Source organism: Streptomyces sp. ID05-39B (assembly GCF_033794725.1).
GTDB classification, from domain to species: domain Bacteria; phylum Actinomycetota; class Actinomycetes; order Streptomycetales; family Streptomycetaceae; genus Streptomyces; species Streptomyces bobili.
The window spans coordinates 1-12,216 of record NZ_JARGEF010000244.1; the positions used below are offsets into that span (position 1 = coordinate 1).

The following is a 12,216-nucleotide window of genomic DNA, read 5'->3' on the forward strand; positions in this document are numbered from 1 at the left end:
TTTTTGGGGGGTGAGGAAAGGGTTTAAGAAGGCAGGGCCGACGGGGTCCGGCCGGGGCCCGAGGCCGTAACCACGTCGCGCCGGGCCCTGTCCCGCCGGTCCCGAGCCGGGAACGGGATCGCACCCTGCCCCGTTTCCTTTCCCGGGGCCGACGGGGGGCGGACCGGAGGCCGATGGGGGCCGATAGGGTCCGGCCGGGGCCCGAGGCCGTAACCACATCGCGCCGCGCCCCGTCCCGCCGGTCGCGAGCCGCACTCCGCATCGCGACTGTTCGGGCCTGGGCCGGGCAGAGCCGGGTCGGTTCGGGACGCAACGGCCCCGAACCGACCCGACCCGACCCGCCCTCCGCCGGAGGCCTAAGCGGCCTTCGCCTTGGTGGCGTACATGTCCACGTACTCCTGCCCGGACAGCCGCATGACCTCGGTCATCACGGAGTCCGTCACCGCGCGCAGCACATAGCGGTCCCGGTCCATCCCCTCGTACCGGGAGAACTCCATCGCCTCACCGAAGCGGACCGTCACCTTCGAGGGGCGGGGCATTCCGGAGCCGCCCGGCTGGATCTTGTCCGTGCCGATCATCGCGAAGGGCACCACCGGCGCGCCGGTCATCAGGGTGAGGCGGGCGATGCCCGTACGGCCCCGGTACAGCCGCCCGTCGGGGGAGCGCGTGCCCTCGGGGTAGATCCCGAAGACCCGGCCCTCCTCCAGGATCCGGCGCCCGGTCATCAGGGCGGCCACCCCGCCCTTGCCGCCGTCGCGGTCGACGGGGATCATGCCGACGCCGATGAAGAACCAGGCCATCAGCCGGCCCTTGAGGCCCTTGCCGGTGACGTATTCGTCCTTGCCGATGAAGAAGACCTGCCGGTCGCAGACCAGCGGCAGGATCATCGAGTCGATGAAGGTGAGGTGGTTGCCGGCCAGGATGACCGGACCGTCGCCCGGGATGTGCTCCATGCCTTCGACCCGGGGGCGGAACATCAGGCGCATGACCGGTCCGAGCACTGCCTTGATGAGCGCGAAGCGGGACAACGGGCCCTCCGATAGCGGTATGAGTATGTGCAGGTGAGGACGATACTCGCGCGGCCGGGGGCGGCGCACATCGGGTTCACCGAGGTCTTACGCACTGTTGACCTACGTTTACCTGTACGGCCGGTCCGTCGCGGCCCCGACACACGGGCGGAACGCGGTGACGCACATCGCGGTCCGAAGGGCCCCCGAGTTCTCCGCCGGCTCCGCGTGACACGCCGGGCACCGCCACGGCCGGTACCGATCGCCTACCCCGCCGCACGCCGACGAATCGGACACTCCGTCATATCGTCGTACGGCATACGCCATCCATCCTCACCCGCATGTTCGGATCGAGGTCTCCCGGCGGCCATGTCCACGCCCCTACGATCGGCGCGCACGGGACGAGCCGATGGCAGGGAGGACCCTCATGGGTACACAGGAGTCGCAGCACCCGAACGCCCGAGCGAGCGGAACCGGGCGGCGGGCGTTCCTCGGAGCGGCCGCCGCGATCGGCGCCGCCGGCACCGCCCTGGGCCTCTCCGGCACCGCGAGAGCCACGGAGGCAGCCACCGGGTCGCGGCACGGCGGCAAGGGCCTCGCGAGCCTGCCGGTGCCCACGATCATCGGCCACCGGGGCGCCAGCGGCTACCGGCCCGAGCACACCCTCGGCGCCTACCAGCTCGCCCTCGACCTCGGCGCCGACATCGTCGAGGCCGGCGACCTCGTGCCCACCAGGGACGGCCATCTCGTCTGCCGCCACGAACCGGAGATCGGTGGCACAACGGACGTCGCGAGCCACCCCGAGTTCGCCGGCCGCAGGACCACCAAGGTCCTCGACGGCGTCTCCCTCACCGGCTGGTTCACCGAGGACTTCACGCTCGCCGAGCTGAGGACGCTGCGCGCGACCGAGCGCATCCCCGCCAACCGCCCCCACAACACCCTCTACAACGGCCGCTGGCGGATCCCCACCTTCGAGGAAGTCCTGAAGTGGCAGGACGAGCAGACCCGCAAGCGCGGCAAGCAGGTCTGGATCTACCCCGAGCTGAAGCACCCCACCTACTTCCGGGGACTCGGCCTCAACCTGGAGGAGCGCGTCGCCAAGCTGCTCGGCAAGCACGGCAAGGACGGCAGGAACGCGCCCGTCATCCTCCAGTCGTTCGAGCCGACCAGCATCCAGCGCCTGAACAAGACGGTCGGCAACCCGCTCGTCGTCCTGCTCTCCGGAGCCACCACCCGCCCCTGGGACTTCGTCGAGACCGGCGACCCGCGCACGGTCGCCGACCTGGTCACCGTCAAGGGCCTGCGGGAGATCGCCGGCTACGCGCAGGGCATCGGCCCCACCCTCGACCTGGTCGTCCCCAAGGACGCGGCCGGCAACCTCACCACGCCGACCACGCTGGTGAAGGACGCCCACGCGGCCGGCCTGATCCTGCACCCCTACACCATGCGCAACGAGAACCCCTTCCTGCCCGCGAACTTCCGCAAGGGCACCGACGCGGACGCCTACGGCGACGTGTTCGGCGCCTACCGGGCGTACTTCGCGACCGGCATCGACGGTGTGTTCACCGACCAGCCGGACACCGGCCGCCTCGCCCGCGAGGACTTCGTCAACGGCTCCTGACCTCGTTGGGGTGACAACCGGCCGTCCGGGCAACCCACCGCCCGGGCGGCCGCGTCGTGCCGCACATGACGCACGACCTGCTCGCCGCCCTGCGCCCCCTGCTCACCGCGGAGGCCGACGCCGAGGCACATGCCACCGGAACCGAGCCCGCCGACCTCGAACAGGCCGTCTGGCTGCGCCTGCTGGAACACCTCGCCACCGACGGTGCGCCCCTCGACCCGCAGGGCTGGCTGCGCCGCGCGGTGCGCGCCGAGGCCCGCCGCGACCGCCGTACGGCCCGGCGGGAACGGCCGTTCGCGGGCGACCCGGCCGAGGACGGTGACCGCGGTCCCGAGCAGACCGTCCTCACCGCCGCCCGCCACCGCGCACTGCGCGACGCCGTCCACCGGCTGCCCGGCCGGTGTCCCCGGCTCCTGGACGCCCTGCTGTCGCCGGAGGACCTCACGTACCGCGAGATCGCGCTGGAGTTGGGTATCTCACAGGGAAGTCTCGGACCGGAACGTTCCCGATGTCTGGGATGTCTGCGACGTCTGCTCACGCCGGAGGTTGCGGCCCGCGAACTGCGGGGATAGGAGTGTAGGACCACAGGCGATCAGGTGAGCGGGAGGCGTGCGCATATGGGCATGAGCGTGACCATCTCGGTGGCGACCGAGCAGGATGCCGAGCAGATCTTCAGGCTTCAGTACCTGTGCTTCCAGGGCGAGGCGGCGTTGTACGGCAACTACCGCATCGCCCCCCTCGTCCAGACCCTGGACTCCGTCCGGCAGGAACTCGCCTCCGACTGCGTCTACGTGGCCCGGCTGGGCGAGGAGGTCGTCGGCTCGGTCCGCGGCACGGTCACCGAGGACGGCGCGGCCTCCATCGGCAGGCTCTGCGTCCACCCCCGCCTCCAGGGCCACGGCATCGGCGCCAGGCTGCTGCGGGCGGCGGAGTCGGCGCTGGCGGGGGAGCGCGGTGCCACCAGGTTCCGCCTCTTCACCGGCCACCGCAGCGAGGGCAACCTGCGCCTGTACCGCCGCGTCGGCTACCAGACGGTGGGCACGTCCGAGGGCTCGGACGGCGTCAGGATGATCGTCCTGGAGAAGCCGGCCGACGAGTTCGCCACCACGGCCTGAGCGGGGCCGCAGTCATGCGGCCCGTCGCGCACGCGTCCTGCGCAGCCAGAAGAGAGCGGTCAGGGGCAGCAGCACGGGGATGAACACGTATCCCATCCCGTAGTCCGACCACACGGTCGAGTCCGGGAAGGCGTCACGGTCCAGCAGCGTCCAGGTGCCCACGACCAGCACACCCGCCAGTTCGGCGGCGCAGCACACCTGCGCCGCCCTGCGCGCCGTTTCCCCGCCCCGCACCAGCGAGTACGTGATGAAGCCGTACACCAGACCGGCCACCGCGGACAGCGAGTACGCCAGCGGCGCCCGGTCGAACTCCGTCGCGATCTGGTACGCCGAGCGCGACACCGCACCGACCACCATCACGCCGTAGAACCAGACCAGCAGCAGGCCGGGCCCGCCGATCAGCCGGGCCGGCTTGTCCTCCGCGGCGCTCACCTCAGCCTCCCCAGATGTCATGGAGCCGCACCTCCAGGACGGCGAGGACGACCCCGCCCGCCGCGACCGTCACCGAGCCCCACCGGGTCCGCTCGCCCAGCGACATGAACCCCGCGGCCGGAACGCACGCGAACGCGCCCAGCAGATACGCCACGAAGATCGTCGTGCCCTGGGCCGGCTCCTCGCCCCGCGCCAACTGCACGATCCCGACGATCAGCTGGACCAGCGCCAGCACCGAGACCACGGCCATCCCGATGAAGTGCCAGTCCTTCGTCGGCTGGTCACGGTAGGCCGCCCAGCCGCACCAGGCGGCCAGCAGCAGTGCGGCGACACCGGTCACCAGCGTCAGGACATCAAGCATGCAGTGACCCTATTACGGCCGTACGCGGCCCCTCGTGGCCGGGCCCGCGCCGTGACGCGCCCTCGGACCACGGCCGTGGCGTTGGCCACAACCCGCCCCGTCCGTGGACCTGACGCCCGCCCGCCGAGGAAGACCTGTCAGTCATGTCCACACTGGTCACGAGCGGGGGAGCGCGACCTTCCGGATGTGTGGGGACGCTGTCCACGGCTGTCCGTCATGTGGACGGCCCGGCTTTGTCAGGACCGTAGGTCTGGTTTACTGATCGCATGACCACGACGAGCAGCCGCACCTTTGCGACCGAGGCGACCCTGACGCCCGGTGCTCGTTGTATGTGTCGAATGTGCGCCTTCTAGAGGGCCCCCGCACCACTCCAGAGCTCGCGCCCCGAAGCGAGACGCCGTGGCACGTCCGTACGCCCCGCGTACGTGACAAGACGCCTCCCCCACCGCTGAACGGCGCGGGGGACCCCCATCGCGCACATGTTCTCCCCCCGGTTCCATCGCCACCGCGAGAACCGTGTCGCGTCCTGACCGAATGCACCCGTGCCGGGCACACCCACGCCCGCGCACTCGACAGTGACGGAAACCCACGTGATCACCACCACGGGCCTGACCAAGGTCTACCGCTCGCGCGGCCGTGAGGTCACCGCCCTGGACGGCGTCGACCTGCACGTCCGCGAAGGCGAGGTGTACGGCGTCATCGGCCAGTCCGGCGCCGGCAAGTCCTCGCTGATCCGCTGCATCAACCTCCTGGAACGCCCCACCTCCGGCACGGTCACCGTGGCAGGCCAGGACCTCACCGCCCTCGCCGGCCGCGGCCCGCGGGCGGGCCGGGAACTCCGCGAGGCGCGCAGCCGTATCGGCATGGTCTTCCAGCACTTCAACCTGCTGTCGTCGCGGACCGTGCGGGACAACGTCGAACTGCCGCTGGAGATCCTCGGCACGTCGGGGAAGGAACGTTCCCGCAAGGCGCTCGAACTCCTCGACCTCGTCGGTCTCGCCGACAAGGCGGGCGCCTACCCCGCCCAGCTGTCCGGCGGTCAGAAGCAGCGAGTCGGCATCGCCCGCGCCCTCGCCGGCGACCCCAAGGTGCTGCTCTCCGACGAGGCCACCAGCGCCCTCGACCCGGAGACCACCCGCTCGATCCTCCAACTGCTGCGCGACCTCAACCGCCAACTGGGCCTGACGGTCCTGCTCATCACCCACGAGATGGGTGTGGTGAAGTCGATCTGCGACTCCGCGGCGCTCATGGAGCGGGGCCGCGTCGTCGAGTCCGGCACGGTCAGCGAACTGCTCGCCACCCCCGGCTCCGAACTGGCCGCCGCGCTCTTCCCGGTGGGCGGCGAGCCGACCGGCGACGACCGGACCGTCCTCGACGTCACCTTCCAGGGCGAGGCCGCGACCCAGCCGGTCATCTCCCAGCTGTCGCGCACCTACAACATCGACATCTCCATCCTGGGCGCGGCCATCGACACCGTCGGCGGCCTCCAGGTCGGCCGGATGCGCATCGAACTCCCCGGCCGCTACGAGGACAACGTGGTGCCGATCGGCTTCCTGCGCGAACAGGGTCTTCAGATCGACGTGCCGGGCGCCCCCGACGAGCGGCCCCTGCTGGTGAAGGACGGTGCCAAGTGACCTGGTCCGAAATGCAGCCCCTGCTGGAGCAGGCGTGTTGGGACACCCTCTACATGGTGGGCTGGTCCACACTCATCGCCGTCGCCGGCGGCCTTCCGCTCGGCATCCTCCTCGTCCTCACCGACCGGGGCGGCCTGCTGCAGAACGTCGTCGCCAACAAGGTGATCGGGCAGGTCGTGAACATCGCCCGCTCCATGCCGTTCATCATCCTCATGGTCGCGCTGATGACCTTCACCCGCTGGGTGACCGGAACGACCATCGGCCGCGAGGCCGCCATCGTGCCGCTCGCCATCGGCGCGATCCCCTTCTTCGCGCGTCTCGTGGAGATGTCCGTCCGCGAGGTGGACGGCGGGCTCGTCGAAGCCGTGCAGTCCATGGGCGGCAGCACCTGGAAGATCGTCCGCAGCGTGCTCGTCCCCGAGGCCCTGCCGTCCCTGATCTCCGGCGCCACCACCACCGTCGTCGCCCTGATCGGCTACTCCGCCATGGCGGGCACCGTCGGCGCGGGCGGTCTGGGCGACATCGCGATCCGTTACGGCTACCAGCGCTTCGAGACGGGCCTGATGTGGATCACCGTCGCCATCCTGGCCCTCGTCATCTCCCTGCTCCAGTTCGGCGGTGACTTCGCGGCCCGCTCCCTGCACCGGCGCACCGGCAAGGGCGGCCCGCTGCTCCTCTTCAAGCCGCTGAGCGGAATCTTCCCCGGCACCGTCGCCACCGACGCCGTGAAGAAGAGCTGAACGACACGGCGAGGGCTGACCCGCACCCCGAAACCCGGACCACCCACCAAGAGCTGAACCACACCCCCACCCCCTTGTTCTCCCCGCGCACACCCACAGCGGGGACGTACCACCTCAGGAAAGGCACTTTTCGTGCGTAACACCGCCAAAATCACCACCGCTGTCCTCGCCGCCGGAGCCCTCACCCTCGGGCTCAGCGCGTGCGGCTCGGACAAGGACTCCGGCTCCGCCGCCACGGACACCAGCGGCCCGCTCGTCGTCGCCGCGAGCCCCGTCCCGCACGCCGAGATCCTCACCTTCGTCAAGGACAACCTGGCCAAGGACGCGGGCCTCGACCTGGAGGTCAAGGAGTTCACCGACTACGTCACGCCGAACACGGCGACGGAGGACGGCTCGGTCGGCGCCAACTACTTCCAGAACCAGCCCTACCTCGACGACTTCAACAAGAAGAACGGCACCCACGTCGTGCCCGCCGTCACCGTCCACCTGGAGCCGCTCGGCCTCTACTCCCACAAGTTCAAGAGCGTCGAAGCCCTCGAGAACGGGGCGACCGTCGCCGTCCCCAACGACACGGTGAACGAGGCGCGAGCCCTGAAGCTGCTCGCCGCGAACGGCCTCATCACGCTCAAGGACGGCGCGGGCAACTCGACGACCCCCGCCGACATCAGCGAGAACCCGAAGAACCTCAAGTTCAAGGAGCTGGAGGCGGCCCAGACCCCGCGCTCCCTGGACGACGTGGACGCCGCCGTCATCAACGGCAACTACGCCATCGAGGCCGACCTCAAGCCCGCGAAGGACGCCCTCGTCCTGGAGTCCGCCACGGACAACCCGTACGGCAACTTCCTCGCCGTCAAGGAGGGCAACGAGGACGACCCGCGCGTGAAGAAGCTCGCGAAGCTCCTCACCTCCCCCGAGGTCAAGAAGTTCATCGAGGACAAGTACGCCGGCTCGGTCATCGCGTCCTTCTGAGACGCCGGCGCCGGCTTCCTCGCCGTCTGGCCCGGCAACGGGGACGACCCGCGGGCACCCCGCCCACACCCGGGGTCCGCGCCTTCGGCAGGTGCGGACCCCGTGGTGCGACACGGTGCTTTCATGCTGCATGCTGAGCAGTTCAGCGGGCCTGACGGTCAACCAGGTCGGACCCTGACGGTTTCGAAGGTTACGGAGCGGCGCATGACGAGCACCTTCCCCAGCATCTCCATCAGCACGGAGCGGTTGGTGCTGCGTCCCCTGGACGAGGACGACGTACCCGCCCTGGCCGAGATGATGAACGATGAACAGGTCACGGCCTGGACCTCCGTCCCCCAGCCCTTCACCGCCCGCAACGCCCGCACCTGGATCACGCAGTACGCCCCCGCCCAGCGCGCCTCCGGCCGCGGACTCGACCTCGCCGTCACCGAGTTCCTCACCCAGCGCCTCGTCGGCGTCATCCAGCTAGGCAAGACCAACTGGCACGTACGGTCCACCGAACTGTCGTACATCATCGCCCCCTGGGCCCGCGGCGAGGGCTACGCCTCCGAGGCCGCGCTCGCCACCGCCCAGTGGCTGTTCACCGACCAGAAGCTCGAACGCATCGAACTGCGCACGGCCGCCGACAACACCGCCTCGCAGCAGGTCGCGCAGAAGATCGGCTGCATCAGCGAGGGCGTCCTGCGCGGCGCCTGCATAGCGCGCGTCCACGCCGACGACGGAACCTGGAGCGAGGCGCGCACCGACTTCATCGTGTGGAGCCTGCTCCCGGAGGACATCGAGGGCGCCGGGGAGCACCTCACGGAGAGCGGCGGCTACCCCTCGTACGCCGACTGGAACTGACCCCGGGGCGGCGCACCACCCCGCCCGGCCCCGCGCGGCCAGGTACTCTCACGAAGCCCGCCAGCCGCGTAGACCCACGGGAGACTGACGACGATGGCCGACCGCGTCACGGTGATCGGCTGGGACGGCTCGCCGCTGACCGCCGCCGCCCGCTCGGCCCTGGGCGCCGCCACCCTCGTGGCCGGTGCCGCCCACCACCTGGCGCTGCCCGAGGTGCCCCCCGCCGCCGAACGCATCCGCCTCGGCAGCGTCGCCCTCGCCGCCCGCCGCATCGCGGGCCACCGAGGCACGGCGGTCGTCCTCGCCGACGGCGACCCCGGCTACTTCGGCGTCGTACGCACCCTGCGCGCACCCGAGTTCGGCCTGGAGGTCGAGGTCGTCCCGGCCGTCTCCTCCGTCGCCACCGCGTTCGCCCGCGCCGGCATGCCCTGGGACGACGCCCAGGTGGTCGTCGCACACCGACGCACCCTGCGCCGCGCCGTGAACGTGTGCCGGGCCCACACCAAGGTCGCCGTCCTCACCTCGCCCGGCGCCGGCCCCGTCGAACTGGGCCTGCTCATGGAGGGCGTCCACCGCACCTTCGTCGTCTGCGAGGAACTGGGCACCGACCGCGAACAGATCAGCGTCGTCACCTCCGAGAAGGCCGCCGACCACACCTGGCGCGACCCCAACGTCGTCATCGTCATCGGCGGCACCGCGGGCGCCCCGCCGTCGGGCGACGGCGGCTGGATCGCCGGCCGCGACCCGGGCACCGGCCCACGCGGCTGGACCCTGCCCGCCGGTGAGTACGGCGGCGGACTGGGCGAGGGTGAGGGCGAACTGCTCCGGGCGGCCCAACTCGCCCGCCTGGGACCGAGGGTCGGCGATCTCGTGTGGGACATCGGCTGCGGCAGCGGTGCCTTCGCGACCGAGGCCGCGCGGGCCGGGGCGGCCGTCATCGCCGTCGACCACGCCATGGAGGCGTGCGCCCGCACCGACGCCGCCGCGCGCCGCTTCGGGGTACAGCTCCAGATCGTCCGCGGCACCGCCCCGCACGTCCTGGAGGACCTGCCCGAACCGGACGTCGTCCGCGTCGGCGGCGGGGGAGCGGCCGTGGTCTCCGCGGTCGCCGACCGCCGCCCGCAGCGCATCGTCACCCACGCCATGACCCGTGACGCCGCCGAACGCGCCGGCCGCGACCTGACCGAGCACGGGTACCGCGTCGAGTGCGCCCTCGTCCAGTCCGTCGAACTCGACACGCGGGCCTGGACGGAGACGGAACGGAGCGTCGCGTTCCTGCTCAGCGGGGTTCTGCCGGGCCGTTCGGCCTGACCTGGTCTGGCCTCCCCGTGATCCTGTTGTCCTACTGCGCGCGGTAGGCTGGCCGATCGTCGTACCGCATCCGGGCGCCCGGCCTTTCGTCGGTCAATATCCGGAAAACACCTCCGTTTTGGGGTGGGTGTGGTACGGCAGAACCTGAGGGCGCGCAACGTGGCGCAGTCCACAGCGGAGCGTCGCGGATCAAGCTGTCGCGACGCGGCAACGACCGCGACAATGCCACTGAATGGCTTTGTCGTCTTTTTCGTGCGGGTCGTTCGTGCCGCTGGGCGTGGACGCTCGTTCTTCACTACGGGGCGGTCGGTGCGCCGTTCCGGGTGAGCTGGTCGTAGGAGCACTAACCGATGGGCGAGGGGTACGCATGACCGACACCGGCCAGGTCCCGGGCGAGGGACTGCCGGAGAACGCAGGCATGGTGGATCAGCAGGGCGTCCCCGCGCCCGGCGCGTACACCTACCTCTCCGAGACCACCGCCGAGGACGAAGACCTGTTGCTGCTGCCCGGCGCCCAGAGCGCCTGGGGCAACGAGGTCGCGCCACCCGCACCCGAGCCGGTCGTCGAGGCGGTGCACGAACCAGGCCCGCACGAGACGTCGGGCCGGGACAGCGGTTCCGTCGACCTCAGCGCCGTACGCCTCCCGAACCCGTCGGCGCCGCCCTCGGCACCGCGGCGCCCCCTGCACCTCGGCCCGCCCCTCCCCGACACCTCCGCGAGCCCGGTCCGCTCCCTCGCCGACCGCGGCCCCGCGGGCGCGCCGGTACGGCACCCGGGCACGCCCACGTCCGGACCCGAGTACCTCGACGCCCAGCACCTGCGCGAGATGCCCCCGCAGGGTGCGGTGCCCTGGGGTGCCCAGGCGTCCGCCGAGGCGCCGGTCGCTCCCGGGGCGACCGCTGCGGAAACGGTTGTTCCGGCCGCGCAGCAGCAGACCGAGCAGTCGCGCGCGGCCCAGGCGGTCATGGCCCGCCCGGACACGGACATGGCCACGGACACGGGTGCGCCCCAGCCGGAGGACCCCGCGAGGACACCCCTGACACCGGAGGCGGCCCAGCCCGCGTACGCCGGTGAAGGCGCCGACGCGACGGGGCCGGAGGTCCCGGCCGAGCCCGCGCCCGGCCCCGAGCCGATGCCGCAGGTCCCTGAGGCGGTACGGGAAACCGCGGCGCCCGACGCTCCGCACGCCCCCGACGCGATCCCCGTCGAGGAGGTACCGGCGCCCGCGGCCGAGGTGGCAGAGGCGGCGCCCGCGGAGGCCTCGGTGGAGATGCCCGCCCCGGAGGCGGTCCAGGCGTCCGAGGCTCCGCTGCCCGACGCGATTCCCGAACCGCGGGCCGCCGAGGTCGCGCAGACCCCGGAGCTTCAGGCGGTCGCCGTACCCGTCACGTCCGTGACTCCCGAGGCCGCCCCCACGCCGGAACCCGTGCAGGCGCCGGAGTCCGACGGCCCGCAGGCCGCCCCGCAGGCCGTGCCCGGCCAGAGCCAGGCGCCCGAGTACGTGATGGCCCCCACCTCCGAGGTGCCCGCCGCTCCGGAGACCATCGCCCCCGAGCCGGAGGCCATCGCCCCCGAGCCGGAGGCCGCCGCTCCCGAACCGGAGAGCACGACCCCCGCTCTGGAGGCCACGGCCCCGCAGCCGGAGGCCGACGCCCTGGCACCGGCACCGGAGGCTCCCGCTCCCGCCCCGGAGATCATCGCGCCCGCACAGGCGCCCCCGGCTGCCGAGGCCCACGTCCCGGCCCAGGAACCCGAGGTCCCCGCCGTGGTGCCCGCTGTTGTCCAGCCGGACAGTCAGTCGGACGATCGGCCGCACCACCAGCCGGAGCCCGAGCAGGCATCCCCGGAGCAGCCGGCGCCGGAAGCACCCGCAGCGGAAACGCCCACGGCGCAAGCACCCGCGGTGGAACCGGTTCCGGCGGAACCGGCCCCGGGGGAACTGCTCGCCGAGCCCGCACCGAGCGCCCAGCTCAATGAGCCCGAGCCGGTGCCCGCAACCGTGCCCGATCCCGATGCCGCACCCGTGTCCGAACCCGAAGTGCACCTCCTCCAGTCGGCCCCGGAAACGCACCCCGTCCCGGTCCCGCAGCACCAGGAGCCCTCGCTGGGCCCCGCCCACATCACGGACCCTGCGTCCCAGATCCCGGACGCAGCTGCCCCCGTCCCGGCCCCCGCGGCCGAGG

The 12,216-nt window shown here is 71.9% G+C and carries 11 protein-coding genes and 1 pseudogene; 9 read left to right on the forward strand and 3 right to left on the reverse strand.

The annotated features are described in order from the left end of the window. Positions 1–356 precede the first annotated feature (356 nt). A complete protein-coding gene (locus P1P75_RS34045) occupies positions 357–1,028 on the reverse strand; it encodes a lysophospholipid acyltransferase family protein (RefSeq protein ID WP_319262826.1) in 672 nt (223 codons plus the stop codon). A gap of 406 nt (positions 1,029–1,434) precedes the next feature. On the opposite strand from P1P75_RS34045, the gene P1P75_RS34050 reads away from it, so the two are divergent. The 3 genes from P1P75_RS34050 (at position 1,435) to P1P75_RS34060 (ending at position 3,743) form a co-directional block, all read left to right on the forward strand. After that, complete coding sequence (locus P1P75_RS34050) at positions 1,435–2,628, forward strand: glycerophosphodiester phosphodiesterase (RefSeq protein WP_319262829.1); 1,194 nt, start codon at positions 1,435–1,437, stop codon at positions 2,626–2,628. A 65-nt stretch (positions 2,629–2,693) separates the two neighbouring features. Further along, positions 2,694–3,200, forward strand: coding sequence for a sigma-70 family RNA polymerase sigma factor (locus P1P75_RS34055; RefSeq protein ID WP_319262831.1), 507 nt, complete (start codon positions 2,694–2,696; stop codon positions 3,198–3,200). Positions 3,201–3,245: 45 nt separating this feature from the next. Continuing rightward, positions 3,246–3,743: a GNAT family N-acetyltransferase gene (locus P1P75_RS34060; RefSeq protein WP_319262832.1), complete on the forward strand. Its 498-nt coding sequence runs from the start codon at positions 3,246–3,248 to the stop codon at positions 3,741–3,743. Positions 3,744–3,755: 12 nt separating this feature from the next. Here the strand turns inward: P1P75_RS34060 and P1P75_RS34065 are convergent, their stop codons facing one another. Then, the gene (locus P1P75_RS34065) at positions 3,756–4,196 is read right to left on the reverse strand and encodes a hypothetical protein (RefSeq protein ID WP_319262834.1); all 441 of its coding nucleotides are present in this window, start codon (positions 4,194–4,196) and stop codon (positions 3,756–3,758) included. Next, the gene (locus tag P1P75_RS34070; protein WP_319262836.1) at positions 4,177–4,536 is read right to left on the reverse strand and encodes a hypothetical protein; all 360 of its coding nucleotides are present in this window, start codon (positions 4,534–4,536) and stop codon (positions 4,177–4,179) included. The genes P1P75_RS34065 and P1P75_RS34070 overlap by 20 nt, the downstream gene beginning before the upstream one ends. 590 nt (positions 4,537–5,126) lie before the next feature. Here P1P75_RS34070 and P1P75_RS34075 point away from each other — a divergent pair. From P1P75_RS34075 to P1P75_RS34100, 6 genes and pseudogenes are all read left to right on the forward strand, one after another. Continuing rightward, positions 5,127–6,170 (forward strand): ATP-binding cassette domain-containing protein, encoded by a 1,044-nt coding sequence (locus P1P75_RS34075; RefSeq protein WP_319262838.1) that lies wholly within the window; start codon positions 5,127–5,129, stop codon positions 6,168–6,170. Further along, positions 6,167–6,910 carry a methionine ABC transporter permease gene (locus tag P1P75_RS34080; RefSeq protein ID WP_319262840.1) on the forward strand — a complete coding sequence of 248 codons (744 nt, stop codon included), beginning with the start codon at positions 6,167–6,169 and terminating at the stop codon, positions 6,908–6,910. The genes P1P75_RS34075 and P1P75_RS34080 overlap by 4 nt, the downstream gene beginning before the upstream one ends. Positions 6,911–7,042: 132 nt before the next feature. Then, complete coding sequence (locus tag P1P75_RS34085) at positions 7,043–7,879, forward strand: MetQ/NlpA family ABC transporter substrate-binding protein (protein ID WP_319262842.1); 837 nt, start codon at positions 7,043–7,045, stop codon at positions 7,877–7,879. Between the two features lie 204 nt (positions 7,880–8,083). Beyond that, positions 8,084–8,722: a GNAT family N-acetyltransferase gene (locus P1P75_RS34090; RefSeq protein ID WP_319262843.1), complete on the forward strand. Its 639-nt coding sequence runs from the start codon at positions 8,084–8,086 to the stop codon at positions 8,720–8,722. A 93-nt stretch (positions 8,723–8,815) separates the two neighbouring features. Continuing rightward, complete coding sequence (gene cbiE, locus P1P75_RS34095; RefSeq protein WP_319262845.1) at positions 8,816–10,033, forward strand: precorrin-6y C5,15-methyltransferase (decarboxylating) subunit CbiE; 1,218 nt, start codon at positions 8,816–8,818, stop codon at positions 10,031–10,033. Between the two features lie 367 nt (positions 10,034–10,400). Then, positions 10,401–12,216, forward strand: a pseudogene (locus tag P1P75_RS34100) (5,6-dimethylbenzimidazole synthase); the annotation flags it as partial.